Origin of the sequence: Pseudomonas sp. NBRC 111138 (assembly GCF_001320835.1) — a bacterium.
Classification (GTDB): Bacteria; Pseudomonadota; Gammaproteobacteria; order Pseudomonadales; family Pseudomonadaceae; genus Aquipseudomonas; species Aquipseudomonas paracarnis.
Genome location: NZ_BCBO01000005.1, coordinates 1 through 26369, shown reverse-complemented (window position 1 = coordinate 26369; position 26369 = coordinate 1). Strand labels below are relative to the sequence as shown.

The following is a 26369-nucleotide window of genomic DNA, read 5'->3' as shown; positions in this document are numbered from 1 at the left end:
ACAGGAAAAACACCATGACTATTAAAGCCATCAACGTGCGTAACCAGTTCAAAGGCACCATCAAGGAAATCGTGGTCGGCGACGTGCTGTCGGAAATTGACGTGCAGACCGCGTCCGGCATTGTCACCTCGGTGATCACCACGCGTTCGGTCAAGGAGTTGGAGCTGGTGATCGGCAGTGAAGTGATTGCCTTTGTGAAATCCACTGAGGTGTCGATTGCCAAGTTGTGATAACCCCACTGATCGTTCCCACGCTCTGCGTGGGAATGCCGCCTGGGGCGCTCCGCGTCCCGCTGTGCCAAAGGTGACGCAGAGCGTCACGGGATGTATTCCCACGCAGAGCGTGGGAACGATCAGCGCTTGGGCAGATAGGCCGGCAAATAAAGCCCCACATACGCATCAAACACCCGCATCCCTTCCTCCGCCATGCGCGGCGTAATCAGCCCATGCTGATGCACCGAGCGCGCGTACACGCGGTCGCTCAACTCCAATGCCAGGGCAAACACGTCCACATCGCCCGGTAGCGTTGGCACTTCAAAGTGGCGATTGAACACCGCCAGCATCAAGTCGCCCAATTCCAGATCATGCTGGCGATCGGCCTGGGTCACTTCGGTCAACCCATGCTGGGCCAGGATCAACTGGCGCGCCGCGGCATCGTTGCTGTAGATGCTGAGCATGCGTTGTTCAACGATGTAGGACAGGTCGCGCCAATGCTTGAGAGATTCATGCTCGATGGGCGCCTGGATGGCAGCGCGAAAGGCTGCGTGAACGTCAGCGGTCAACGCCTCAAGCAACGCCGGCACACTGGCGAAAAAGTGGTACACCGATGACGGTGGAATCTGTGCTCGTTCGGCCACGCTGTAGATCGACAAGCTGGCCACACCTTCGGCGGCCAGCAAGGTGCGGGCGGCGTCGAGGATCGCATCGATCCGGGCCTGGCTGCGGGCGCGGGGTTTGCGAACAGTGGCGGGGCGGGTGGTCATGGATGTCTCCTACAAGGCAGCAGGCATTGTATGAGCAGGAATCTGTGTTGTCTGCCAAGCCGCCTTCGCGAGCAAGCCCGCTCCCACATTTAACTGCATTCCAAAGTTGAAACCCGACCCCTGTGGGAGCGGGCTTGCTCGCGAAGAGGCCAACTCGGTCTACCGGTAGAAACCCATAAAAAAACGCCACTGACCAAAATCAGCGGCGTTCTTTTATTGCAGCAACCGCTTACACGGTATGCAGGTACCAGTTGTACTCAAGGTCGGAGATGGAGTGTTCAAACTCCTCCAACTCACTTTCCTTACAGGCGACGAAGATATCGATGTATTTAGGATCGATGTACTTGGCCATCACCTCGCTGTCGTCCAACTCACGCAGCGCATCGCGCAGGTTGTTCGGCAGGCTCTGCTCGTTCTGCTCGTAGCTGTTGCCTTCCACTGGAGCGTTCGGCTCGATCTTGTTGGTCAGGCCGTGGTGTACGCCCGCCAATACCGAGGCCATCAGCAGGTAAGGGTTGGCATCGGCGCCAGCCACACGGTGTTCGATACGCACGGCATCGGACGAGCCGGTGGGTACGCGAATCGCCACGGTGCGGTTATCCAGGCCCCAGCACGGCGAGTTCGGCACGTAGAACTGTGCGCCGAAACGACGGTAGGAGTTGACGTTGGGGCACAGGAACGCCATTTGGGCGGGTAGGGTCTCCAGCACACCGCCGATCGCGTGACGCAATGCGGCGTTCTGCTCGGGATCCTCGCTGGCAAAGATGTTCTTGCCGTCCTTGTCCAGAATGGAAATGTGTACGTGCAGCCCGTTGCCTGCCTGGCCTGGGTAAGGCTTGGCCATGAACGTGGTGTCCATCTCATGGTCGTAGGCGATGTTCTTGATCAGGCGCTTGAGCAGTACCGCGTAGTCGCAGGCCTTGATCGGGTCGGCGACGTGGTGCAGGTTCACTTCGAACTGCGCCGGGGCACTTTCCTTGACGATGGCATCGGCCGGAATGCCTTGCTCCTTGGCACCTTCCAGAATGTCCTGGAGGCAGTCGACGTATTCGTCGAGGTCGTCGATCAGGTAGACCTGTGTCGAGTGCGGGCGTTTGCCGGAGATCGGCGAGCGGGGCGGTTGTGGGCGGCCGTTCACGTTCTCCTGGTCGATCAGGTAGAACTCAAGCTCGAAAGCGGCGCAGATGGTCAGACCGAGGTCGTCAAACTTGGTGACAACTTGGCGGAGCACTTCGCGCGGATCGGCGAAGAAAGGTTCACCTTCAAGTTCGTGCATGGTCATCAGCAGTTGCGCGGTGGGGCGCTTTTGCCAGGGTTCATTGCACAGGGTGTCGGGGATTGGATAACAGATTCGGTCAGCATCACCGATGTCCAGGCCCAGGCCGGTGCTTTCCACCGTAGAGCCGTTGATATCCAGGGCAAATAAAGAGGCAGGCAGGTTAATGCCCTTCTCGTAAACCTTGTGGAGGCTGGTGCGTTCGATGCGCTTACCGCGCACCACACCATTCATATCCGCAATTAGAAGGTCTACGTACAGAACCTCAGGATGATCCTTAAGGAACGCGTTCGCTTCGTTAAGCTGAACGGCACGCGGGGGTACCGACATGATGCAACACCTTTGTTGTTAAAAATATCAATCATTGATCTTTTCTGGTTTCAGTCAACCCGAACGGCCTGCCGAAGTCAAGCGAGGCATTTTTTGCCCTAAAAAAGCGCCATGAAGCCTTTTTTGCGGGGTTTTGGGGCGGTTTTTTGGGTTTTAAGGGCTTGGGACCTGCAGGCTTGAGCGGGCCGTGTAGGATTTTTTACGGGGGTGTTGTGTAAAAAAATGAACAAGGCTAAGCTCGATTCAAACCCATAACAGCAATAATACCGGGGTGCTTCATGTTTCACCTGCCGCCAATCGGCGTCTCTGCCTGCTCCAGCCAGGCGTTGTCCGCAGCTCGTTCGCCCCGTGTGAATGCCCAGGCACCGGCCAATATTCTTGACGGCCCGGCCGATCTCCTTTTTGCCATCTCCGACGCCACTGAGCGACCCTCATCCGCCGTGCCGATCATAATTGCGCACAACTTTGGCCTGAGGAATGCAACCCATGGGCAAATGGCAGGTAAGCTCCTAACCTGAATGAAAAAACGACGCGGATGCTGCGTCAACCAACGCCTGGCCTTTAATGGATGCCAGGAAACCCAGCCCAGAGGCATTTATGAGTAACAACCTCGACCAGCTCACCGATTGGTTGAAAGACCACAAGATCACAGAAGTCGAATGCATGATTGGCGACCTCACCGGTATTACCCGGGGCAAGATCTCGCCGACCAACAAGTTCATTGCCGAAAAAGGCATGCGCCTGCCCGAGAGTGTTCTGTTGCAGACCGTGACCGGCGACTATGTCGAAGACGACATCTATTACGAATTGCTCGACCCGGCCGACATCGACATGATCTGCCGCCCCGACCAGAACGCGGTATTCCTGGTGCCCTGGGCCATCGAGCCGACTGCCCAGGTGATCCACGACACCTACGACAAGCAAGGCAACCCGATCGAGCTGTCGCCGCGCAACGTGCTCAAGAAAGTCCTCAAGCTCTACTCCGACCGCGGCTGGCAGCCCATCGTGGCGCCGGAGATGGAGTTCTACCTGACCAAGCGCTGCGAAGACCCGGACTTCCCGCTGCAACCGCCGATTGGCCGCTCCGGCCGCCCGGAAACCGGTCGCCAGTCCTTCTCTATAGAAGCAGCCAACGAATTCGACCCGCTGTTCGAAGACGTCTACGACTGGTGCGAACTGCAGGAACTGGACCTCGACACCCTGATCCACGAGGACGGCACCGCGCAGATGGAAATCAACTTCCGTCACGGCGATGCCCTGTCCCTGGCCGACCAGATCCTGGTGTTCAAGCGCACCATGCGCGAAGCCGCGCTCAAGCACGACGTGGCCGCCACCTTCATGGCCAAGCCCATGACCGGCGAGCCCGGCAGCGCGATGCACCTGCACCAGAGCATTATCGACATCGCCACCGGCAAGAACGTCTTCTCCAATGAAGACGGGACCATGAGCCAGCTGTTCCTCAACCATATTGGCGGCCTGCAGAAATTCATCCCTGAATTGCTGCCTTTATTCGCCCCCAACGTGAACTCGTTCCGCCGCTTCCTGCCCGACACCTCGGCGCCGGTGAACGTGGAATGGGGCGAAGAAAACCGCACCGTCGGCCTGCGCGTACCGGATGCCGGCCCGCAGAATCGCCGCGTGGAAAACCGCCTGCCGGGCGCCGACGCCAACCCGTACCTGGCGATTGCCGCCAGCCTGTTGTGCGGCTACATCGGCATGGTCGAAGGCCATAACCCGAGCGCGCCGGTGGTGGGCCGCGGTTACGAGCGACGCAACCTGCGCCTGCCGTTGACCATCGAAGACGCCCTGGAACGCATGGAAAACAGCAAGACCATCGAGAAATATCTGGGGCAAAAATTCATCACAGGCTACGTCGCGGTCAAGCGGGCCGAGCATGAAAACTTCAAGCGCGTGATCAGTTCGTGGGAGCGGGAATTCCTGCTCTTCGCCGTCTGATGCGCCGGGCGCGCCCTTCAAACGGCGCGCCTTCACTGAAAAGTCTAGGAGATTGGTATGTCCAGCAACAACCCGCAAACCCGTGAATGGCAAGCCTTGAGCAATGATCACCACCTGGCTCCGTTCAGCGACTTCAAGCAATTGAAAGAGAAAGGCCCAAGGATCATCACCAAAGCCCACGGCGTTTACCTGTGGGACAGCGAAGGCAACAAGATCCTCGACGGTATGGCCGGCCTGTGGTGCGTGGCGATCGGTTACGGTCGCGATGAACTGGCCGATGCCGCCGCCAAGCAGATGAAAGAACTGCCGTACTACAACCTGTTCTTCCAGACCGCACACCCGCCGGTATTGGAGTTGGCCAAGGTCATTTCCGATGTCGCGCCGGCTGGCATGAACCACGTGTTCTTCACCGGCTCTGGCTCCGAAGGCAACGACACCATGTTGCGCATGGTCCGCCACTACTGGGCGATCAAGGGCCAGCCCAACAAGAAAACCATCATTGCCCGCAAGAATGGCTACCACGGCTCTACCGTGGCCGGCGCCAGCCTGGGCGGCATGACCTATATGCACGAGCAGGGCGACTTGCCGATCCCGGGCATTACTCACATCGCGCAGCCCTACTGGTTTGGCGAAGGCGGCGACATGAGCCCCGAGGAATTCGGTGTGTGGGCCGCCAACCAGTTGGAAGAGAAAATCCTGGAGCTGGGCGTGGACAACGTCGGCGCCTTTATTGCCGAGCCGATCCAGGGTGCCGGTGGCGTGATCGTGCCGCCTGCCACGTACTGGCCGCGCATCAAGGAAATCCTCGCCAAGTACGACATCCTGTTTGTCGCCGACGAAGTAATCTGCGGCTTCGGCCGTACCGGTGAGTGGTTCGGTAGCGATTTCTACGACCTCAAGCCGCACATGATGACCATCGCCAAGGGCCTGACCTCGGGCTACGTGCCCATGGGCGGCCTGATCGTGCGTGACGAAGTGGTGGCGGTGCTCAACGAAGGGGGCGATTTCAACCACGGCTTTACCTACTCCGGCCACCCGGTGGCCGCGGCCGTGGCGCTGGAAAACATCCGAATCCTGCGCGATGAAAACATCGTTAACCGTGTGCACGACGAAACGGCACCGTATTTGCAGAAACGTCTGAGGGAACTGGGCGATCATCCGCTGGTGGGTGAAGTCCGCGGCGTCGGTATGCTCGGTGCGATCGAGCTGGTGCAGGACAAGGCGACGCGCAAGCGTCATGAAGGCAAAGGCGCGGGCATGATCTGCCGAACCTTCTGCTTTGAAAATGGCCTGATCATGCGCGCCGTGGGCGACACCATGATCATTTCGCCGCCACTGGTCATCAGCAAGGCTGAAATCGACGAGCTGGTAACCAAGGCCCGCCATTGCCTGGACCTGACTTTGGCAGCCTTGCAGGGCTAAGTGCTAGGCTCAGTGCGCGGTGCACCGGGCAGTTAAAAATGCAGGGGCTTTGGTTGAAAGCCGGCCCCTGAACTTGCCAGACTGTCGCCCTGTTTTGTTGCCCTTCGGTTGGGCCGTAAAACATACAACGCTTGTGGCCCAAAAAAGAAAAAATTGGAGCATCACCAAATGAAGGCATTAGGTTTGAAGAACGCTGGCAAGACCCTCCTCGCCTTGTCCCTGATGGGTGCAATGGCGGGCGCGGCCCAGGCAGACAATAAAGTGCTGCATGTCTACAACTGGTCCGACTACATTGCACCGGACACCATCGCCAACTTTGAAAAAGAGTCGGGCATCAAAGTGGTGTACGACGTTTTTGACAGCAACGAAACCCTGGAAGCCAAGTTGCTGGCAGGCAAGTCCGGCTACGACATCGTCGTGCCGTCGAACAGCTTCCTCGCCAAGCAGATCAAGGCCGGTGTCTACCAGGAGCTGGACAAGTCCAAGCTGTCCAACTACGGCAACCTGAACAAATCCCTGCTCAAAGCCGTATCGGTCAGCGACCCGGACAACAAGCACGCCTTCCCGTACATGTGGGGCTCGATGGGCATCGGCTACAACCCGGAGAAGGTCAAGGCCGCACTGGGCGTGGACAAGATCGACTCGTGGGACGTACTGATGAAGCCGGAAAACATCGCCAAGCTGAAAAGCTGCGGCGTGAGCTTCCTCGATTCGCCAACCGAAATGCTGCCGGTAGCGCTGCATTACCTGGGCCTGCCGACCGACACTACGAAGAAGGCTGATCTGAAACAGGCCGAAGACCTGTTCATGAAAATCCGTCCTTCGATCGGCTACTTCCACTCCTCCAAGTACATCTCCGACCTGGCCAACGGCAACATCTGCGTGGCTGTGGGCTACTCGGGTGACATCGAACAGGCCAAAACCCGCGCGGCTGAAGCCGGCGGCAAGGTCAAGATCGCCTATGACATTCCCAAGGAAGGTGCTGGCAGCTTCTTCGACATGGTCGCCATTCCCAAGGATGCTGAAAACGTCGAGGCTGCCTACGCATTCATGAACTACCTGCTCAAGCCAGACGTCATGGCCGCGATCACCAACAGTGTGCGTTTCCCGAACGGTAACGAGAAAGCCACTGCCCTGGTCGATAAAGACATCACCAGCGACCCGGGTATTTATCCGTCGGGCGAAGTGCAATCCAAGCTCTACGCCATTGCCGACATGCCGGCGGCAACTCAGCGTGAAATGACCCGTAGCTGGACCAAGATCAAGTCCGGTAAATAACGCACAAACCTGTAGGAGCGAGCTCGCTCGCTAAAATCGTCAACGATAACGCGGGGCCTCTGATAGCCCGCGTTGCCTGTGAGTTCTTCGCGAGCAAGCTCGCTCCTACAAACAGTGGCAGCCGTACAGAAAATAAATGACAGAAAGTTTTGCCGGATCGGTTTATCGACGGTAAGTTGCGCGCCGGTTTTGTTGCCGGGCAACAACTTCAAGGCCCCAACTATTCAAGAGGACCTCCACTTGCCAATTTCTTTATTTCGCAAAGCCATGCTGGTGGGTGCAGGTATCACGCTGGCTGCCAGCGTACAGGCCGCACCGACGGTGCATATTTATAACTGGTCGGACTACATCGGCCCCGACACCCTGGCCAACTTCGAAAAGGCCAGCGGTATCAAGCCTGTGTATGACGTGTTTGACTCCAACGAAACCCTGGAAGGCAAGTTGCTCGCCGGGCGCACCGGCTACGACGTGGTGGTGCCGTCCAACCATTTCCTGGGCAAGCAGATCAAGGCCGGGGCATTCCAGAAGCTCGACAAGTCACTGCTGACAAACTACGCCAACCTCGACCCGGTGCTGCTCAAGCGCCTGGAAAAGAACGACCCGGGCAACCAGTACGCGGTGCCGTACCTGTGGGGCACCAACGGCATTGGCTACAACGTCGACAAGGTCAAGGAAGTGCTGGGTGTCGACAAGATCGACTCCTGGGCGGTGTTGTTCGAACCGGAAAACATGAAGAAGTTGGCCACTTGCGGCGTGTCGTTCATGGACTCGGCCGATGAAATGCTACCGGCGGTACTCAACTATATTGGCCTGGACCCCAACAGCACCAACCCGGCCGACTACAAGAAAGCCGAGGAAAAACTGCTGAAAGTGCGGCCCTACGTGACCTACTTCCATTCCTCCAAATACATCTCGGACCTGGCCAACGGCAACATCTGCGTGGCGGCCGGTTTCTCCGGCGATGTGTTCCAGGCCAAGGCCCGTGCGGCGGAGGCGGGCAAAGGCGTGAACATCGCCTACACGATTCCCAAAGAAGGCGGCAACCTGTGGTTCGACGTGCTGGCGATTCCCAAGGATGCCAGCAACGTCAAGGAAGCCCACGCCTTCATCAACTATTTGCTGCAGCCTGAGGTGATCGCTCAGGTCAGCGATCAAGTCGGTTACGCCAACCCTAACCCAGGGGCGGACAAACTGATGGAGCAATCGATACGCACCGACGCAGCGGTTTACCCACCGCAGGCGGTTCTCGAGCGGACATTCGTCAACTTTGAGCTACCCCCGAAAGTGCAGCGTTTAATGACCCGTAGCTGGACCAAGGTCAAGACGGGCAAGTAAGGCTAAAACTATCCAAGGCTGGCCCGCATTGGGCCGGCTGCACAGTTTTTTTTGGGAGTTTCGTAAATGGCAGTTGCCTCCGGCGCCTATAAGAAAGCCCTCGAGGGCGACCAGACACCGAAAAAGGTGTTGGTCAAAATCGACCGGGTCACGAAGAAGTTCGACGAGACGATTGCCGTGGACGATGTGTCCCTGGAAATCAAGAAAGGCGAGATCTTCGCCTTGCTCGGCGGTTCGGGTTCGGGCAAATCCACCTTGCTGCGCATGCTTGCAGGTTTCGAGCGCCCAACCGAAGGTCGCATCTACCTCGACGGTGTGGACATCACCGACATGCCGCCCTACGAGCGGCCGATCAACATGATGTTCCAGTCCTACGCCTTGTTCCCGCACATGACCGTGGCGCAGAACATCGCCTTCGGCCTGCAACAGGACAAGATCCCCAAGGCTGAAGTCGACGCACGCGTGGCCGAGATGCTCAAGCTGGTACAGATGAGCCAATATGCCAAGCGCAAGCCGCACCAATTGTCCGGCGGCCAGCGCCAGCGTGTGGCCTTGGCCCGCTCCTTGGCCAAGCGCCCGAAGCTGCTGCTGCTCGATGAGCCGATGGGCGCACTGGACAAGAAGCTGCGCTCGCAGATGCAACTGGAGTTGGTGGAAATCATCGAGCGCGTCGGCGTGACCTGCGTGATGGTGACCCACGACCAGGAAGAGGCCATGACCATGGCCGAACGCATCGCGATCATGCACCTGGGCTGGATCGCCCAGATCGGCAGCCCCATCGATATCTACGAAACTCCCACCAGCCGCCTGGTGTGCGAGTTCATCGGCAACGTCAACATTTTCGACACCCAGGTGGTGGACGACGCCGAAGGCCACGCAGTGCTCAAGTGCCCGGACCTGGACCGCGACATCTACGTAGGCTACGGCATCGCCACCTCGGTGGAAGACAAGTCGGTGACCTACGCCATTCGCCCGGAAAAGCTGTTGGTGACCACCGAAATGCCGACCTGCGAACACAACTGGTCCAGCGGCAAGGTGCACGACATCGCCTACCTGGGCGGCCACTCGGTGTTCTACGTGGAGCTGCCGAGCGGCAAGCTGGTGCAGTCTTTCGTCGCCAACGCCGAACGCCGTGGCCAGCGCCCAACCTGGGGTGACCAGGTGTACGTGTGGTGGGAAGACGACAGCGGCGTGGTACTTCGCTCATGAACATGAAGAAATTCAAGCGGCGCTTGGATCGCATCGTGCCCAATGGCAAGCAGGTGGTCATCGGGATTCCCTTCCTCTGGCTGTTCCTGTTTTTCGCACTGCCGTTTTTCATCGTGCTGAAAATCAGCTTTGCCGAAGCCGATGTGGCGATCCCGCCCTATACCGAGATCTATACCTACGTTGAGCAAAAGCTGGAGGTGGTGCTGAACCTGGCCAACTACAGCTTGCTGGCGGGCGACGAGTTGTACATCGCCGCCTACCTGGGCTCGCTGAAGATGGCGTTTTTCAGCACGCTGCTGTGCCTGCTGATCGGCTACCCGATGGCCTACGCCATTGCCACCGCGCGCAAAGAGATGCAGACCGTGCTGGTGCTGCTGATCATGATGCCCACCTGGACCGCGATCCTGATCCGGGTGTATGCGTGGATGGGCATCCTCAGCAACAACGGCCTGCTCAATGGCTTCCTGATGTCCATGGGCTTGATCAACGAGCCGCTGCAGATCCTCAACACCAACATCGCGGTGTACATCGGCGTGGTCTATTCGTACCTGCCGTTCATGATCCTGCCCCTGTACGCCAACCTGGTGAAGCACGACCAGAGCCTGCTGGAAGCCGCTTCGGACCTCGGTTCGAGCACCTTCAACAGCTTCTGGAAAATCACCGTGCCGCTGTCCAAGAACGGCATCATCGCCGGTTGCATGCTGGTGTTTATCCCGGTGGTGGGCGAGTTCGTGATTCCTGAACTGCTCGGCGGCCCGGAAACCCTGATGATCGGTAAGGTGTTGTGGCAAGAGTTCTTCAACAACCGTGACTGGCCGGTGGCGTCTGCCCTGGCGGTGGTGATGCTGGCGATCCTGATCGTGCCGATCATCCTGTTCAACCGCAGCCAAGCCAAAGAGCTGGAGGGCAAGATATGAAGCGCTTTCGTTTCTCCAGCTTCATGCTGGTCGCAGGCTTGTTGTTCATCTACCTGCCGATGTTGATCCTGGTGATCTACTCGTTCAACGAATCCAAGCTGGTGACAGTGTGGGGCGGTTGGTCGATCAAGTGGTACGTGGGCCTGTTGGACAACACCCAGTTGATGGGCTCGGTGGCCCGCTCCCTGGAGATCGCCTGCTACACGGCGGTGGCGGCGGTGGCGTTGGGTACCCTGGCCGCCTTCGTGCTGACGCGCATCAGCCAGTTCAAGGGCCGCACGCTGTTCGGTGGCCTGGTGACGGCGCCGTTGGTGATGCCGGAAGTGATCACCGGCCTGTCGCTGTTGCTGCTGTTCGTGGCCATGGCGCAGATGATCGGCTGGCCCCAGGAGCGTGGCATCGTCACCATCTGGATCGCCCACACCACCTTCTGTGCGGCGTATGTGGCGGTGGTGGTGTCGGCGCGCTTGCGTGAGCTGGACCTGTCGATCGAAGAAGCGGCGATGGACCTGGGCGCGCGGCCGTGGAAGGTGTTCTTCCTGATCACCATCCCGATGATCGCGCCATCGCTGGCAGCGGGCGGCATGATGTCGTTCGCGCTATCGCTGGACGACCTGGTACTGGCCAGCTTCGTGTCGGGCCCCGGTTCCACCACCTTGCCGATGGAAGTGTTCTCGGCGGTGCGTCTGGGGGTTAAACCCGAGATCAACGCCGTGGCGAGCCTGATTCTGTTGGCGGTGTCGCTGGTGACCTTCCTGGTGTGGTTCTTCAGCCGTCGGGCCGAAGAGCATCGCAAGAAGGCTATTCAGCAAGCGATTGAAGAAGCCGCAGCGGATGGCTGGCAGCAGCCGGACAAGCGCCGGGCGCCAGCGCCGGTCTGACTGCCGACGCGATCCACTGTAGGAGCGAGCTTGCTCGCGAAGAACGTTAACGATGACGCTGGGTACCTGACACCCAGCGGCGCTCTCAGGTTTTTCGCGAGCAAGCTCGCTCCTACAGTGGGGTTTAGCTATGCAGCCCACGGCGACGTGCGGATCACCTGCACAAAATTCATCGGCTTGAACCCCGGCTCCTGGTCCACCAGCACGTCGGTCTTAACATTGCCAAACGTGGTCTGCGGGCGATGGCGCAAGCCGTCGGCGAACGCGCAGATAATGCACTCCTTGAACCCTTCACCTCGTGGATGCGCGTGCACCACCGCTTCGCGCTGCGTGCTGCTGAACGCGGCGTAGTCCATGCCCAACACGTCCATTTCCACCCCGGCGGTTACCAGTGCTACGGTGGGGCGCAGGTGTTGCGGCACACCCGGCGTGGTGTGCAGGGCGATGGACAGCCACACTTGTTCGATATCGTCATCGCTCAGCCCATAGGGCTTGAGAAATGCGGCGGCGGCGTTGGCGCCGTCCACTTCAAAACGCTCGTCGTCACTGCGGTGGCCTTCCACCAGGCCCAGGTCATGGAACATCGCGCCGACGTAAAGCAACTCCGGGTTGTAGGCCAATTGCTTGCGCTCACCGCTCAAGGCGCCGAACAGGAAGACCCGGCGCGAATGGTGGTAGAGCAGGTCCGATTCGACGTCGCGGATGTATTCGGTGGTGGCCCTGGCCAAGGCGCTATCAGGGATCTGAATACCGGCTATGGTGATGCTCATGGTGGATCTCCTCTGGAAAGACTTCAGTCTGGTCCCATGACCCTGAAGCGGCTATTGCGACAGGGAGGCGATCCCGGCCAATGTGCCGCCACATCGTGCCAAGCATGTAGGCGATCCCCTGTGGGAGCTGGCTTGCCTGCGATAGCATCACCTCGGTGTACCTGAGGTACCGAGTCGTCTGCATCGCAGGCAAGCCAGCTCCCACAAGGGGGGCGCATTTATCCAGTTGGAAAAAGGTGTTTGTGACCATGGGCAAAACCGTCGCCATCCTGATCTTCCCCGGTGTCCAGTCGCTGGACGTGAGCGGGCCGATGGATGTGTTCTGCGAGGCCAACCGCTTCCTGGCGCCCGAGGATCACTATCGGCTGGAAGTACTCGGCTTTGGCCACGGCGCCATGGCGGCCTCCAACGGTTTGTCACTGCAGGCGCACAAGCACTACAGCGAAGCCCGGCAACCCTATGACCTGTTGCTGGTCGCCGGTGGCCCGCAGTTACCCTTCGAGGATTTCGGCTTCGAGTTTGACGCTTGGCTGCGCGCGGCCGCCGCGAAGGCGCAGCGCTTCGGCTCGATCTGCAATGGCGCCTTCATGCTGGCCCGTGCAGGTCTGCTGGACGGCAAGACCGTCACTACCCATTGGAACGATGCCGCCAGCCTGGCGCGCCTGTGTCCCTCGGCCCAGGTCGAAGCCGACCGTCTCTATGTGCAGGACGGCAAGCTCTACACCTCCGCCGGGGTCACGGCAGGTATCGACCTGTCGTTGTACTTGCTGGCCCAGGATCACGGCCCGGAAGTGGCCCTGAGCGTGGCCAAGCGCCTGGTGGTGTTCACCCAGCGCTCGGGCGGGCAATCGCAGTTCAGCCCGTTCCTCACGCCCCATGCCGAAACCACCTCGGCGGTGGCGCTGGTGCAGTTGTACGTGCTGGCCAACCTGACGGGAGACTTGACCATTGCCGACCTGGCCAAGGCGGCCAATATGAGTGCGCGTAATTTCTCCCGGGTGTTCGCCCGTGAAGCGCGGATTACGCCGGCGGAATTTGTCGAGAGGGCGCGCGTGGATGCGGCGCGGGTGATGCTTGAAAGCAGCCACGCACCGCTTAAAACCGTGGCCTATCAATGCGGCTTTCGCGACGCCCAGCACATGCGCAGTGTGTTCAACCGCCGGCTGGGCGTCACGCCGCAACAGTTCAGGCTTAACTTTGCGGCGCCGGTTTGAGCGTGTCGTAGGCTTCCAGGGCGCGCAACGAGTAGATGTAGGCCGCGCCTGCATTCAGCGAGATCGCGGTGGCCAGCGTGGCCGCCACTTCTTCGCGGGTTGCCCCGGCCTTGATCGCGGCATCGGCATGCACGCCGATACAACCGTCGCAGCGGGTGGTGATCGCCACCGCGATGGAAATCAGTTCACGGGTCTTGGCGTCGAGTACATTGTTTTCCTCGGCAGCTTCCCCCAGCGCCATGTAGGCTTTGACCATCTTCGGGTTGCTCTTGCCCAGTGAGCCAAAGGCTTTCTTCACGGTAGGCAGCAAGTCGGACCAGTTATTGAACATTGCGGTAACTCCTGAACAGGTTGGGTGTGAAGCCAGTCTGTAGCGTTGAAGGCTACGGCTATTGTTCAATCCGCTCATTTTTTTGACCGATGCTCGCAAATGAATGCCATCGACACCCTTATCGCGCTGGCCAACCTGCGCGGCAGCCTGGATTTGCGTTGCCAGTTCCAAGGGGACTGGGCGTTGGACCATGCGCCGGAAAACCTCGGCGTGGCGCCTTATCACATCGTGCTTAGCGGCACCTGCCGCGCCGAGTTGTCTGGCGGGCAATATGTAACGTTGGAGGAGGGCGATATCCTGCTGATGCCCGGTGGCGGTACCCACTTGCTGCGCAGCCAGGGCGCGCGGATCCGCCCGATGCAGCCTCGCGTTATCGAAGGGGGTGCGCTGACCGTGCACCGTTTGGGCGGTGAACAGCCGGATGTGGATATGCTGTGTGGCAGCTTTCACTACAACCGCCAATCGCTGTTGTTCGATGCGTTGCCGGACTACCTGGTGGTGTCCAGCCGCCAGTGGCAAGGCGATGGGCAACTGGCGGCGTTGATAGCGTTGCTGCGCAGTGAAGCGGACGGGCAGCAAGTGGGTGCCCGTTCGTTTATCAATGCGCTGTCGTCAGCCCTGTTCACCTTGATCCTGCGCAGTTGGCTGAGCGACCAGGCGCCAGGGGCGGGAACCTTCGCCTTGCTCGCTGACAAGCGCTTGAGCAAGGCCTGGCAAGCCATGCTGGCCGAACCTGGGCATGAATGGACCATCGATGGTCTGGCGTCGGCGGCCAGCATGTCCCGTGCGACTTTTATGCGTGCGTTCGTCAAAGTGGCAGGTGTATCGCCCTGGGTGTTGCTCACCCAATTGCGCATGGAGATGGCGTTCAACCTGCTGCGCCAGTCACGCCTGAGCCTGATCGATATCGCCGCCCAGGTGGGTTATCAGTCCCAGGCGGCGTTCAGCAAGAAATTCAAGGACACCTACGGCCAAGCGCCAGGGCGCATGCGGGCTCACACCCGATGATCATTCCCACGCTCTGCGTGGTAACGCCTCTTGGGACACTCTGCGTCCCGCTTCTAAGGGCGGACGCGGAGCGTCCATGGCTGCATTCCCACGCGGAGCGTGGGAACGATCATCGGGCGGGTAGCAGTTTCAAGGTGCCGCGGGTATTGGCCGTCACTTCCTCCTCACTGAAGTGCGCCTGCTCATACCTGCCCTCGATATAGCTCTGCGCCTGGTCGCCATAGTGCGTATCAAAGGGCACACCGCTTTGCCCGACCGGGTTGATGGTGAGGGCGTGGGCCGGGTCGGCGAAGTCGATCAGGCGCCGTGTCGACGGGCCGTAGGTCACAGGCCACGGCGCCGGACCAATCGGGGCGGTCTGGTTGTTCGGCACTTCGTGGCTGCCCGGTGCCGGGAAGGGGCCGACGTTGAAGATTTTATCCAGCGGTTTTTGCAGGCCCAGCGGGTGGCCGTGGGTCAGGGTGTGCGCCTTGCCCCACTGCCACTGTGCCGGGTCATCGCCGAACGTAGCCTTGAGGTGGGCCAGGCTATTGTCCCAGGCGAGCTTGACGGTGTCGGCCCGATTGCCGTTCCACCAGGGCGAGTCTGCCGACGCGGCCAGGCGGGGCAATGCGGCGTCGATCACGCGGGTGCCGAGCAGGGTCTTGAACAAGGCTTCGCCGAGTTTGGGGTGAAAGGTTGCGTCGCTGAGGTTGAACAGCAACTGGTTGAACAGCGTGGCTTTGGTGGAGTCCAGCGGGTAGTCACCCTTCCAGTTGGCAAGCTGCTCCACCAGTTTGAGTTGCGCCGGGTCCTTGACCACCTCGCGCAGCACCGGCAACAGCGGTGCCAGCAGGCGTGGGCCGTAGGCGGTGGTGGTGCCCAGTTGCAGGGCCTGGCTGTTGGTCACATCCCACTTCACGCTTGTGTCGCTCAACTGCGCGTTCAACTGCTGGCCGCGGTCAGCCAAGTTGTAATAACCGGGGATCGGCATGCCGGTGGGCGATGCCGGCTGGGCATTGGCGGACACCACATAGCCGCGCGGTGGGTTTTCTTCCTGGGGGTTGGCACTGAAGGGGTAGAAACCCAGCTTGTCGGCCTGGGCAGTGCTACCGTCGAGGATGAACGCCGGGTTGACGCCGGCCGGACGGATCGGCAACTGCGCTGCCGCCCACCAGCCGATATCGCCTTTGGCATTGGCCCACACGATGTTCAGGCCTGGCGCCGACACCTTGGCGGCTGCGGCACGTGCCTTGGCCAGGGTGTCGGCACGGTTGAGCTGATAGAAGCCATCGAGGATCGGGTTTTCACTGTCCAGGAACGCCCACCACATGGCAATCGGTGTGCTGCCGGCGTTCTCACCGAGCACGTCGTTGATGATCGGGCCGTGGGGCGAACGGCGCAGGGTGAGGGTTACCGGCGCCTGGCCCTTGACCTGGATCTGCTGCTCGCTGCTGCTCATGTCCACCCATTGGCCGTGATACCAAACCTGGTTGGGGTTGTCCGGGTTGACCTTCTCGGCGACCAGGTCGAGGTCGTCGTTCTGGAACATGGTCAGGCTCCAGCCGAAGTCCAGGTTGTGCCCCAGGAACGCCACCGGTACCAGCGCGTTGTGGTAGCCGTACAACTCGAAGCCTGGCGCCGACAGCTGCGCCTCGTACCAGACCGAAGGCACCGAGAAACGGATATGAGGGTCACCCGCCAGCAACGGTTTGCCGCTTTGAGTATGGCTGCCGCTGACGGCCCAGGCATTGCTGCCTTCGAACTGCGGCAGGCCGTTGTCGGCCAGGGCCTGTTCGCTCAGGGCGGCGATGGCGCCAAGGGTCTGCCAATCGCTGGCCGCCAGGTTGAGGGCGCCCTTGGGTTGCCAGTCGAGATCGAAGACGTTCAAGTAGGCGCTGCCCAGCCGGTCGCGCACGTAGGTCAGTACCGGCTCGGTACGAAAGGCTGCGGCAAAGCTGTAGGCCATGTACCCGGCGACGCTGATGCTGTCTTCGGCGGTAAACGGGCGCTTGGCGATGCCCAGCACATCGAATTCCATGGGGCTGGCGTGGCTGTCCTGATACTGGTTGATCCCGTCCAGGTAGGCTTGCAGGGCCTTGGACGAGGCTGAGCCAGGGTCCATGTGCTCCACATAGCTCAAGGCACGCTCGCGAATGCGCAGGCTGCGAAACAGTTTGTCGGTCTCCAGCAGCTTGGGCCCCAGCACCTCGGCCAGTTCGCCACGGGCCAGGCGCCGCATGATCTCCATCTGGAACAGGCGGTCCTGGGCATGCACATAGCCCAGGGCGCGGTACAGGTCGGCTTCGTTTTCGGCGCGGATATGCGGTACGCCACGGTCGTCGTAGCGCACCGTGACCGAGCCTTGCAGGTGCGCCAGCGTCACCGTGCCCTGGCGCGTGGGTTGTTTGCTGTAGACGTACCAACCGACGCCCAGGGCGACCAGCACAATCAGCACCGCAAAAACCTGCAAGACGCGCTTCATGAACATTCCTTACCAAAGTGGACGGACTACAGATCCTTAGGCCACGAACAATAGCAGCCTACCGCGAGGGTGTGAGTGGCATTCACTTCGCGTCCGGCTCCGAGGGCCTTGAGAATTGGCTCGATAAAACTGTTGCTGGCGTTGCACGTCAGGCCTTCGCTGTAGGGGCCGAAATACGCCAGCTTGCCGGTGGGGTCCCAAATGCCCACGGCAGGGCTGGCGGGGATCTGGTCCGCGCCGGGCAGGGCATCGAGGACTTTCAGATGGCGCAGGTTCTCGGGCAACTGGCCGTGGCTGCCGGGTTTTTGCAGGGCATAGAACTCCACCCCTTGGGGCGCGTACTGCTCGATCAACTCGCCCAGGTGTTGCTGGTTACCGACATTGCACGGGCACGCCGGGTCCCAGAAGTGCACCAGGCGAATCGGGCCAGGGCCGCTGAGAGCGGCGGGCAGTTGCAGCGCATCCCCGGAAAATACCGCGGTGTGTTCGCTGAAGGCGCGCAGGTAGCGGCCTTGGAACCAGTCATAGGCCGCCCACAGCACCCCGGCGCAGATAACCAGGATCAGGCTGGCGAACAGGGCGTTACGGTAGGGCGGTCGCATTGGATGTATCCTCGCAGGTCGCGTAGCTTGCCATGCTTGTCCTGACAGATGAATATCGCAGCTCGATATTCATCTTCACCGCAAGTCTGGAAGCCTTTATGCCCGTCACCTTTGACCCTGATCATCTGCGCGAAAGCTTGCGCCCCCTGGTGGATGCGCAGCCGCTGTCAGCCGAGGCGAGGGTTTACCAGCGTTTCTACGGGCTCGACCTGGCCGCACGCCAGGTGCCGGCGGTGAGCCGCCTGGGGCGCTTGCAGGTGGATGGGTTCGAGGTGGTGGCCCAGGTCTGGTGGCCGCCAGCGCCAGTGGCGACGATGTTCCTGTTCCACGGTTTCTACGATCACATGGGGCTGTATCGCCATGTGGTGGATTGGGCGTTGGACCAGGGCTTCGTGGTGATCGCCTGCGACCTGCCTGGCCATGGCTTGTCCAGCGGCGCACGCGCCAGCATCGATGACTTTGCGGTGTACCAGAGCGTGGTGCAGGCCTTGTTCGTCGAGGCCAAGGCGCTGCAATTGCCGCAACCCTGGCACCTGTTCGGGCAAAGCACCGGCGGCGCCATCGTGGTGGACCATCTGCTCAACCACGGCGCCCAAAGCCCGGCCCAGGGCAAGACCTTCCTGTTGTCGCCGTTGGTGCGGCCGCGTGCCTGGGGTTGGTCGCAGGTCAGCTATTACCTGCTGCGCCCGTTCGTCAAAGGCATCGCCCGGCGTTTCAGCGATAACTCCAACGACCCTGCGTTCAAGCCGTTCCTGGAAGCCGACCCGCTACAGCCTCGCCAACTGCCTACCGCCTGGGTGGGTTCGCTGGCGCGCTGGATCAAACGCATCGAAGCCGCACCACGCAGCCCCCGGCGCCCGGTGATCGTGCAGGGTGAGGAAGATATGACGGTGGACTGGCAGCACAATTTGCAGGTGTTGCGGGGTAAGTTCGACCGGCCTGAGGTGTTGATGCTCAAGCAGGGGCGGCATCACTTGGCCAATGAAATTCCGCAGATTCGCGAAGCATATTTTAACTTCCTCACGGATCACCTGAAATAACGCAGTCCAAATGTGGGAGCTGGCTTGCCTGCGATAGCGGTGTCACTGACACATCGCAATCGCAGGCAAGCCAGCTCCGACAGGGTTTACTGTGTCAGGCTTGAGGTGCTTTGACCAACGGCAAGCCCTGCGCGAATGGCTGCAAGGGCGGCCTGGTAATACGCCTTGCCCTCCGGCGACTCGGCAAAGGTGGCGAACTCTTCCAGCTCCGGGTCGGACAAATCCCGATAGACATACAGCAAGGTATTGTTCAAATCCTTGTCGATCTGCTGCATCAACCGCTCACGCTGGCCATTCAACATTCCTTGCGCCTGACCGCCGCCGAGCAGGCCTGGGATCATCTGGCTCAAGCTGTCGGCCGCCACGCCCGCAATCGCCAGGCTGACCTCGGCGCCGGCCTCGCGGGCGGGCAGGGCCTGGGCCAAGTGGCCGATGATCAGGCTGCGGGTGGCATCGGCTTCAAGTTTAGGCAGACCCTGGGCGTTTTTTGCCAGTTGGTCGCGGCGCGTGGCCAGCAACTCGGCGGCGACGATCTTGCGGCCCAGGGGCGATTGGAAAAACGCCAGGGCAGGTTTCGGGTCGGGCAAGTGCTTGCGCAATTGCGCCTCGGCACGCTGGTCCATGGCCTGGGCGGCAAAGCGTTTATTGCTGTTGTCCACCAGCGCCTGGTACACCACCGGCGGCAGGCTATTGCGGTAGCGCTGCTGGGCGGCACTGAGGGCGTCATTGAAGTGCGCACGTTGTTCAGCCCAGCCGGCGACCTTGTACAACTGGTCATGGCCGTCTGCCCAGGCGGGCAAAACGCAGAACATCAACACAGAAAAAAACAAACGACGCATAAGGACTCCTGTCAGTCGGCCACTATTGTCCGTGTCGGGCGTAGGATTTGTCGAGAAGTCCTATCAGTCACCTGACTAAAGTGTATTCAGACGCTCAACGGCGCTGTCGGATTTTCAGGCGTATGGATACTATGCGCGCCATGCAAATACCCCTCGAACACCCGCTGCTGCAACGCATCGTCGACGACTTGGCCGAAAAAGGCTGGTCGCAGCAAAATGGCTTCCTGCCCCAGGCTCTGACCCTGGAGCTGGCGGCTGAGTGCCGTAAACGTGCGGCGCAAGGTGAACTGGCACCCGCAGCAGTAGGTCGTGGGCCGGCCCAGGAGATTCGCGAGGGCATTCGCGGTGACCATATCCAGTGGTTGGAGGAGGGGGACGCGCCTATCTGCGATACCTACATGGGCGTGATGGACGGCCTGCGCCTGGCGATGAATCGCAGCCTGTTCCTGGGCCTGGAAGATTTCGAAAGCCACTTCGCGATGTATCCGCCGGGCGCGTTTTACCTCAAACATGTAGACCGTTTTCGCGACGATGACCGGCGCATGGTCTCGGCGGTGATCTACTTGAACGACGCCTGGCTGCCCGAGCATGGCGGCCAACTGCGCATGTACCTCAAGGGCGGTGTCGAATACGACGTGGTGCCCACCGGGGGCTGCCTGGTGGTATTCCTGTCGGGCGAGGTGCCTCACGAAGTCCTGCCCGCTACGCGCGAACGCCTGTCCTTGACGGGCTGGTTTCGCCGGCGGGGCAACGAGCCGTTTTAAACATGGAAAAGATTCTGGTCAGTCGCTGCCTGCTCGGGCACAAGGTGCGCTACGACGGCGGGGCCAGCGGCCCGTTCGATCAACTGGCGGCGTGGCAAGCTGAAGGTCGCGTGGTTGCCATCTGCCCGGAAGTGGCGGGCGGCTTGCCCACACCGCGGCCCTCGGCCGAAATCCCAGGCGGGCAGGGCATCGACGTGTGGGAAGGCCGCGCCCAGGTGCTGACGGCCGAGGGCGAAGACTTCACCAGCGCCTTTCTCGACGGTGCCCGCCAGGCCTTGGCGCTGGTGCAACGGCATCACATCCGCATCGCCATTCTCAAGGCCAACAGCCCATCCTGCGGCAATCTGTTGACCTATGACGGCACCTTCAGCGGGGTGAAGGTCAGTGGCGAAGGCGTCACGGCTGCGCTGCTCAAACGCCATGGTGTGCAGGTGTTCAGTGAGTTGCAGTTGCCAGAGGCGACGATTGCCCTCACGCAGCTTTAAGAAGCTTAAACAGATCAAATGTGGGAGCAGGCAAGCCAGCTCCCACATTTATTGCGCCTTGAGCCATTTCTGCGACAGCGCCTTCAACCGGCCATCGTCCTTAACCCGCTTCAACGCCCCGTTCAAACTGGTCTTGAACGCCGGGTTGCCCTTCTGGAACGGGATCGCCAATGCCGGCTTCTGGTGATAAGGCTCACTGAAATCGAAACGATCCTCAAGCTCGGCAGTCATAGCCATATGGTTAATGGCCACGTCGTACTTGCCGGTTTCCACACCGGAAAGCAGGTCCGCGTTATCGGTGGTGATAAACGAGGAGCGCACCTCCATTTCCTTGGCCAGCAGTTCACCCAGCTCCACTTCAAAGCCGGCGAGTTTGTCGCCCTCTTTGAAATTGTACGTCGGGGTATTGGCTTCCAGGGCTATGCGCAGTTCACCGCGATCGTTGACGTCGTCAATCAGTTCGGCATGAGCCAAGGGGCTCAGAAGAGGAAGCAACAGCAACAGGCCAGGCGAAAAGCGCATGGTCACTCCTAAAGAATTCGTACAGGCGAGGCGCCGCTCAGCAACGTTTTGTTATGGTGTCGGGTGCCTTGGACCGCAATTTATCGCGAAGTTGTCATAACCCTACAGATTTCACAGAAAAACTGGAGAAGCGAATGAAAGCCCTTTTGTCCCGTGCAACGATTGCCAGCCTTTTGCTGGGTACCTCGATGTTGGCCAGTGCCGCAGACCTTCCTCGTACGCCTGCGCCTGAAGGTGCCGATGTGTTCATCGTCTCGCCGAAAGATGGCGCCACCGTTGATAAAACCTTCACCGTCAAATTCGGCGTCAAGAAGCTGGACCTGGAACCGATCGACAAGCAAGTGCCTAACGCCGGGCACCACCACCTGTTGGTAGACCAGAAGGTGGAGTCGCTCAACGCCAATGAGGCGATCCCGGCCACGCCTACCTCGATTCACTTCGGCAAGGCGCAGACCGAAACCGAGCTGACCCTGACGCCAGGCAAGCACACCCTGCAACTGGTGGCCGGCGACAACGTGCATCGCCAGTTCGAACCCACAGTCGCCTCGAAAGTGATCACCGTTAACGTCAAATAAGCGTTATTCGGGCAAAAAAATGGGAGACCCCTGCGGGTCTCCCATTTTTTATCCAGCGCTTGAAGCCTTAGAACAACACGCGGCTACGAATAGTGCCGTTGATGTGCTGCAGCTTCTCTTGCGCCAGGTCCGAGTACTCGGCGTCGACGTCGATCACCACGTAGCCGACCTTCTCGTTGGTCTGCAGGAACTGACCGGAGATGTTGATGCCGTTTTCCGCGAAGACCTTGTTGATCTCCATCATCACGCCAGGGATGTTCTGGTGGATGTGCAGCAGACGGTGCTTGCCCGGGTGAGCCGGCAGGGCCACTTCCGGGAAGTTGACCGACGATACCGAGGTACCGTTGTCGCTGTACTTGACCAGTTTTTCCGAGACTTCCAGGCCGATGTTGGCTTGGGCTTCAGCGGTGGAGCCGCCGATGTGCGGGGTCAGGATCACGTTGTCCAGGCCACGCAGCGGGCTTTCGAAGATGTCATCGTTGGAGCGTGGCTCCACCGGGAACACGTCGATGGCAGCGCCGATCAGGTGCTTGTCCTTGATCGCGTCGGCCAGGGCATCCAGCTCGACCACGGTGCCGCGAGCGGCGTTGATCAGAATCCCGCCTTTCTTGATCGCGCGGATTTCCTTCTCACCGATCATCCACTGGGTCTCGGCCGTTTCCGGAACGTGCAGGGTGACGATGTCGGACATGCCCAGCAGCTCGGTCAGGCTGGCCACTTGGGTGGCGTTGCCCAATGGCAGCTTGGTCAGGGTGTCGTAGAAGAACACCTGCATACCCAGGCCTTCAGCCAACACCGACAGTTGCGTGCCGATCGAGCCGTAGCCGACGATGCCCAGCTTCTTGCCGCGGATTTCGAAGGAGTTGGCCGCGCTCTTGATCCAGCCGCCACGGTGGCAGGAAGCGTTCTTCTCAGGGATACCGCGCAGCAGCAGGATGGCCTCGGCCAGCACCAGCTCCGCTACGGAACGGGTGTTGGAGTACGGTGCATTGAACACCGCGATGCCGCGCTCGCGCGCTGCATTGAGGTCGACCTGGTTGGTGCCGATGCAGAAACAGCCGACAGCCACGAGTTTCTTGGCGTGGTCGAAGATCTCTTCGGTCAGCTGAGTGCGGGAGCGAATGCCGATAAAGTGCGCGTCGGCGATCTTTTCCTTGAGCTGGGCTTCCGGCAGAGAACTGGTGATGTACTCAATGCTGGTGTACCCGGCGGCTTTCAGAACGTCGACAGCCGATGGGTGGACGCCTTCCAGAAGAAGGAACTTGATCTTGCTCTTATCGAGAGAAGTCTTGCTCATCTGCGTAAACCTGTATCCCGGAGAAAATTGGCAGGGAGTCGAGCAGCGCAAGCTGACCCGGACGGCAGGAAAGCCGTCACCGCAGAAACGCCCTTTGGGTCTGTCCTGCGGGGGCGGTATGCTAGCATACGCACCCCGCTAAACACCTATTCCTGCGACGTGAAGCGTTCTCAGGATGACCATGAATTGTTCGAGAGTTCTGTCGATGACCCATCCTGCCCTGATTGATGAGCTAAAGACCCTGGTTGAGCCCGGCAAAGTGCTGACCGACGCCGACTCCCTGGAGGCTTACGGCAAGGATTGGACCAAGCACTTCGCTCCCGCACCTAGCGCCATCGTGTTCCCCAAGACCACCGAGCAGGTGCAGGCCATCGTGCGGTGGGCCAATGAGCACAAGGTGGCGCTGGTGCCATCGGGCGGGCGCACCGGTCTGTCGGCCGCTGCCGTTGCCGCCAATGGTGAAGTGGTGGTGTCGTTCGACTATATGAACCAGATCCTCGACGTGAACCTCACCGACCGCACCGCCGTGTGCCAGCCGGGTGTGGTCACCAAGCAACTGCAGAACGTCGCTGAAGAAAACGGCCTGTATTATCCGGTGGACTTCGCCTCGTCCGGTTCCAGTCAGATTGGCGGCAATATCGGCACCAATGCCGGCGGGATCAAGGTAATTCGCTACGGTATGACCCGCAACTGGGTGGCCGGCATGAAGGTCGTCACCGGCAAAGGCGATGTGCTGGAGCTGAACCGCGACCTGATCAAAAACGCCACCGGCTACGACATGCGCCAGCTGTTTATCGGCGCCGAGGGCACCCTGGGCTTTGTGGTCGAAGCCACCATGCGCCTGGACCGTGCGCCAAAGAACCTCACGGCAATGGTGCTCGGCACGACTGATTTCGACTCGATCATGCCGGTGCTGCACGCTTTCCAGAGCAAGCTGGACCTGACCGCCTTCGAATTCTTCTCCGACAAGGCCCTGGCCAAAGTCCTTGGCCGTGGCGACGTGCCGGCGCCGTTCGAAACCGAGTGCCCGTTCTACGCGTTGCTGGAATTTGAAGCCACCACCGAAGAAGTCGCCAACCACGCTCTGGAAACTTTCGAACATTGCGTGGAGCAGGGCTGGGTGCTGGATGGCGTGATGAGCCAGAGCGAAACCCAACTGCACAACCTGTGGAAACTGCGCGAGTACATCTCCGAAACCATTTCCCACTGGACGCCGTACAAGAACGACATCTCGGTGACCGTGTCGAAAGTGCCGGCGTTCCTGAGCGAAATTGACGCGATCGTCGGTGAACACTACCCGGACTTCGAAATCGTCTGGTTCGGCCATATCGGTGACGGCAACCTGCACCTGAACATCCTCAAGCCGGAAAACCTGAGCAAAGACGAGTTCTTTGCCAAGTGCGCCACCGTTAACAAGTGGGTATTCGAGACCGTCGCCAAGTACAACGGCTCGATCTCCGCCGAGCACGGCGTGGGCATGACCAAGCGCGATTACCTGACCTACAGCCGTTCACCGGTTGAAATCGAATACATGAAGGCCGTCAAAGCCGTGTTCGACCCTAACGGGATCATGAACCCCGGCAAGATCTTCGCTGTTTAATCGCACCTGAAGGAGTCGTTCCATGAGCTACCAGCACAAGTATGTCGACGGCACCAACATCCACTTCCCGGTGGGTAAAGTGGTGTGCATCGGGCGTAACTACGCCGAACACGCCAAGGAACTGGACAACCCGGTGCCTACCGAGCCACTGCTGTTCATCAAGCCGGGCAGCTGCGTGGTGCCGTTGGAAGGCGGTTTTGCCATTCCGACCGAGCGTGGTTCGGTGCACTACGAAGCGGAAATCGCCGTATTGATCGGCAAGCCTTTGTCCGCCAAACCGAGCCGGGAAGAAGTGCTGGACGCCATCTCCGGCTTCGCTCCGGCCCTGGACCTGACCCTGCGCGACAAGCAGGCCGAGCTCAAAGCCAAGGGCTTGCCGTGGGAAATCGCCAAGTCGTTCGATGGCGCGGCGGTGATTGCCCCCTTCGTGGTCAGCAGTACCTTTGCAGACGTGACCGATATCGGCATTCGCCTGAGCATCAACGGCGAAGTGCGCCAGGACGGCAACAGCGCGCAGATGCTCAACCCGATTGTGCCGATGATTCAGTACATGGCGGGTTGCTTCTCCCTGCAGGCGGGCGACGTGATCCTGACCGGCACCCCGGCGGGCGTTGGCCCGTTGAATGTGGGGGATGAAGTGGTGTTGGAGCTGGCGGGTGTCAATCGCTTCGAAAGCGTTGTGCGCTAAATCACTGCCAAACTGCAATTAAACTGTGGGAGCGGGCTTACCCGCGATGGCAGTGTGACAGTCACTGAATAGTTGACTGAACACCCTCAATCGCGGGCAAGCCCGCTCCCACAGTTGTTTGTGTACATCTGCAGGATCCGGCGTTTTGCATTTTTTTCACACGCCATCCGGATAATTCCCTGCTCTTGCGCGCGGGTCCTTGAATCCTGTGCTATCCCCTAAAGCTGACTTTCCGGAAAAGCGCTCAATGGTCGTGCCTCTGCCCACTTCGAAAACCTCGCTCCGCTCCCGCTTGTCCATGCGCTGGTATTCCTGGGTGTTCTTGGCCGGTGCCATTTTGTATGGCGTGGCCTGGGCCATGCACTGGGACGATCGCGGTCTGCTGTGGGTGCTGGAGCGTTTCGAGAGTTCGGCTGAGCGCCGGGAGAGTGTGTGGCTGCCCGACTATCACGCGGTGATCGACGCCAAGTTGCTGCCCGGTATGGAGAAGGATGAGGCTTCGGACCTGTCCTACAATCCTCAGACCAAAACCCTGTTTTCGGTGATGGGCAAGAACCCCTTCCTGGTCGAGTTGAGCCTGCAAG

At 60.1% G+C, this 26369-nt stretch carries 26 protein-coding genes; 17 read left to right on the top strand and 9 right to left on the bottom strand.

Annotation, left to right across the window (positions count from 1 at the left end; translation table 11 throughout):
- The first annotated feature begins 14 nt into the window (after nucleotides 1-14).
- A complete protein-coding gene (locus APH41_RS01290) occupies nucleotides 15-230 on the top strand; it encodes a molybdopterin-binding protein (protein WP_003176783.1) in 216 nt (71 codons plus the stop codon).
- A 122-nt stretch (nucleotides 231-352) separates the two neighbouring features.
- On the opposite strand, the gene APH41_RS01285 is transcribed toward APH41_RS01290, so the two are convergent.
- Nucleotides 353-982, bottom strand: coding sequence for a TetR/AcrR family transcriptional regulator (locus tag APH41_RS01285; protein WP_054917063.1), 630 nt, complete (start codon nucleotides 980-982; stop codon nucleotides 353-355).
- A gap of 229 nt (nucleotides 983-1211) precedes the next feature.
- Nucleotides 1212-2588 carry a glutamine synthetase family protein gene (locus tag APH41_RS01280; RefSeq protein WP_003195252.1) on the bottom strand — a complete coding sequence of 459 codons (1377 nt, stop codon included), beginning with the start codon at nucleotides 2586-2588 and terminating at the stop codon, nucleotides 1212-1214.
- Between the two features lie 597 nt (nucleotides 2589-3185).
- Between APH41_RS01280 and APH41_RS01275 the strand changes: the two genes are divergently transcribed.
- The 7 genes from APH41_RS01275 to APH41_RS01245 all read left to right on the top strand — a co-directional run bounded on the left by APH41_RS01275 (nucleotide 3186) and on the right by APH41_RS01245 (nucleotide 11586).
- Nucleotides 3186-4544, top strand: a complete 1359-nt coding sequence (locus APH41_RS01275) for a glutamine synthetase family protein (protein WP_003195249.1) — start codon at nucleotides 3186-3188, stop codon at nucleotides 4542-4544.
- A 57-nt stretch (nucleotides 4545-4601) separates the two neighbouring features.
- On the top strand, nucleotides 4602-5966 hold the full coding sequence (locus tag APH41_RS01270; RefSeq protein ID WP_054917061.1) for an aspartate aminotransferase family protein: 1365 nt from the start codon (nucleotides 4602-4604) through the stop codon (nucleotides 5964-5966).
- A 183-nt stretch (nucleotides 5967-6149) separates the two neighbouring features.
- The gene (locus tag APH41_RS01265) at nucleotides 6150-7244 is read left to right on the top strand and encodes a polyamine ABC transporter substrate-binding protein (RefSeq protein ID WP_054917089.1); all 1095 of its coding nucleotides are present in this window, start codon (nucleotides 6150-6152) and stop codon (nucleotides 7242-7244) included.
- A gap of 240 nt (nucleotides 7245-7484) precedes the next feature.
- Nucleotides 7485-8579 (top strand): polyamine ABC transporter substrate-binding protein, encoded by a 1095-nt coding sequence (locus tag APH41_RS01260; protein WP_054917088.1) that lies wholly within the window; start codon nucleotides 7485-7487, stop codon nucleotides 8577-8579.
- A 66-nt stretch (nucleotides 8580-8645) separates the two neighbouring features.
- A complete protein-coding gene (locus tag APH41_RS01255; RefSeq protein WP_003195240.1) occupies nucleotides 8646-9788 on the top strand; it encodes an ABC transporter ATP-binding protein in 1143 nt (380 codons plus the stop codon).
- The gene (locus APH41_RS01250; RefSeq protein WP_003195238.1) at nucleotides 9785-10705 is read left to right on the top strand and encodes an ABC transporter permease subunit; all 921 of its coding nucleotides are present in this window, start codon (nucleotides 9785-9787) and stop codon (nucleotides 10703-10705) included. The genes APH41_RS01255 and APH41_RS01250 overlap by 4 nt, the downstream gene beginning before the upstream one ends.
- A complete protein-coding gene (locus APH41_RS01245) occupies nucleotides 10702-11586 on the top strand; it encodes an ABC transporter permease subunit (RefSeq protein ID WP_003195236.1) in 885 nt (294 codons plus the stop codon). The genes APH41_RS01250 and APH41_RS01245 overlap by 4 nt, the downstream gene beginning before the upstream one ends.
- 128 nt (nucleotides 11587-11714) lie before the next feature.
- Here APH41_RS01245 and APH41_RS01240 read toward each other — a convergent pair whose 3' ends face one another.
- Nucleotides 11715-12356 carry an HD domain-containing protein gene (locus tag APH41_RS01240; protein WP_054917059.1) on the bottom strand — a complete coding sequence of 214 codons (642 nt, stop codon included), beginning with the start codon at nucleotides 12354-12356 and terminating at the stop codon, nucleotides 11715-11717.
- A gap of 248 nt (nucleotides 12357-12604) precedes the next feature.
- Here APH41_RS01240 and APH41_RS01230 point away from each other — a divergent pair, with 248 nt between their 5' ends.
- Entirely contained in the window at nucleotides 12605-13570 is a 966-nt protein-coding gene (locus APH41_RS01230) for a GlxA family transcriptional regulator (RefSeq protein ID WP_034128992.1), read from the top strand.
- Here the strand turns inward: APH41_RS01230 and APH41_RS01225 are convergent.
- The gene (locus tag APH41_RS01225; RefSeq protein WP_034128991.1) at nucleotides 13548-13901 is read right to left on the bottom strand and encodes a carboxymuconolactone decarboxylase family protein; all 354 of its coding nucleotides are present in this window, start codon (nucleotides 13899-13901) and stop codon (nucleotides 13548-13550) included. The genes APH41_RS01230 and APH41_RS01225 overlap by 23 nt on opposite strands.
- A 99-nt stretch (nucleotides 13902-14000) precedes the next feature.
- Here APH41_RS01225 and APH41_RS01220 point away from each other — a divergent pair, with 99 nt between their 5' ends.
- Nucleotides 14001-14909: an AraC family transcriptional regulator gene (locus APH41_RS01220; RefSeq protein WP_034128990.1), complete on the top strand. Its 909-nt coding sequence runs from the start codon at nucleotides 14001-14003 to the stop codon at nucleotides 14907-14909.
- A gap of 109 nt (nucleotides 14910-15018) precedes the next feature.
- Here APH41_RS01220 and APH41_RS01215 read toward each other — a convergent pair whose 3' ends face one another.
- A complete protein-coding gene (locus APH41_RS01215) occupies nucleotides 15019-17373 on the bottom strand; it encodes a penicillin acylase family protein (protein WP_054917053.1) in 2355 nt (784 codons plus the stop codon).
- Between the two features lie 26 nt (nucleotides 17374-17399).
- Complete coding sequence (locus APH41_RS01210) at nucleotides 17400-17975, bottom strand: DUF6436 domain-containing protein (protein WP_054917051.1); 576 nt, start codon at nucleotides 17973-17975, stop codon at nucleotides 17400-17402.
- 98 nt (nucleotides 17976-18073) lie between these two features.
- On the opposite strand from APH41_RS01210, the gene APH41_RS01205 reads away from it, so the two are divergent.
- Nucleotides 18074-19015, top strand: a complete 942-nt coding sequence (locus APH41_RS01205) for an alpha/beta hydrolase (RefSeq protein WP_054896031.1) — start codon at nucleotides 18074-18076, stop codon at nucleotides 19013-19015.
- A gap of 86 nt (nucleotides 19016-19101) precedes the next feature.
- Here APH41_RS01205 and APH41_RS01200 read toward each other — a convergent pair whose 3' ends face one another.
- Nucleotides 19102-19854, bottom strand: a complete 753-nt coding sequence (locus tag APH41_RS01200) for a DUF2059 domain-containing protein (protein WP_003195224.1) — start codon at nucleotides 19852-19854, stop codon at nucleotides 19102-19104.
- A 131-nt stretch (nucleotides 19855-19985) separates the two neighbouring features.
- Between APH41_RS01200 and APH41_RS01195 the strand changes: the two genes are divergently transcribed.
- The gene (locus tag APH41_RS01195; RefSeq protein ID WP_054895976.1) at nucleotides 19986-20618 is read left to right on the top strand and encodes a 2OG-Fe(II) oxygenase; all 633 of its coding nucleotides are present in this window, start codon (nucleotides 19986-19988) and stop codon (nucleotides 20616-20618) included.
- A gap of 2 nt (nucleotides 20619-20620) precedes the next feature.
- Nucleotides 20621-21103 (top strand): DUF523 domain-containing protein, encoded by a 483-nt coding sequence (locus APH41_RS01190; protein WP_054917050.1) that lies wholly within the window; start codon nucleotides 20621-20623, stop codon nucleotides 21101-21103.
- A 48-nt stretch (nucleotides 21104-21151) separates the two neighbouring features.
- Here APH41_RS01190 and APH41_RS01185 read toward each other — a convergent pair whose 3' ends face one another.
- Nucleotides 21152-21625 carry a transporter substrate-binding domain-containing protein gene (locus APH41_RS01185; RefSeq protein ID WP_054917049.1) on the bottom strand — a complete coding sequence of 158 codons (474 nt, stop codon included), beginning with the start codon at nucleotides 21623-21625 and terminating at the stop codon, nucleotides 21152-21154.
- Between the two features lie 134 nt (nucleotides 21626-21759).
- Between APH41_RS01185 and APH41_RS01180 the strand changes: the two genes are divergently transcribed.
- Nucleotides 21760-22200, top strand: a complete 441-nt coding sequence (locus APH41_RS01180) for a DUF4399 domain-containing protein (RefSeq protein ID WP_054917047.1) — start codon at nucleotides 21760-21762, stop codon at nucleotides 22198-22200.
- A gap of 67 nt (nucleotides 22201-22267) precedes the next feature.
- Here APH41_RS01180 and serA read toward each other — a convergent pair whose 3' ends face one another.
- Nucleotides 22268-23497: a phosphoglycerate dehydrogenase gene (gene serA / locus APH41_RS01175; protein ID WP_003195214.1), complete on the bottom strand. Its 1230-nt coding sequence runs from the start codon at nucleotides 23495-23497 to the stop codon at nucleotides 22268-22270.
- Nucleotides 23498-23702: 205 nt separating this feature from the next.
- Between serA and APH41_RS01170 the strand changes: the two genes are divergently transcribed.
- The 3 genes from APH41_RS01170 to APH41_RS01160 form a co-directional block, all read left to right on the top strand.
- Nucleotides 23703-25097, top strand: coding sequence for an FAD-binding oxidoreductase (locus tag APH41_RS01170; RefSeq protein ID WP_005792341.1), 1395 nt, complete (start codon nucleotides 23703-23705; stop codon nucleotides 25095-25097).
- A 22-nt stretch (nucleotides 25098-25119) separates the two neighbouring features.
- Nucleotides 25120-25785 carry a fumarylacetoacetate hydrolase family protein gene (locus tag APH41_RS01165; RefSeq protein ID WP_034128983.1) on the top strand — a complete coding sequence of 222 codons (666 nt, stop codon included), beginning with the start codon at nucleotides 25120-25122 and terminating at the stop codon, nucleotides 25783-25785.
- 247 nt (nucleotides 25786-26032) lie between these two features.
- A partial coding sequence (locus APH41_RS01160; RefSeq protein ID WP_177333540.1) for an SdiA-regulated domain-containing protein occupies nucleotides 26033-26369 on the top strand: 337 nt, incomplete at its 3' end.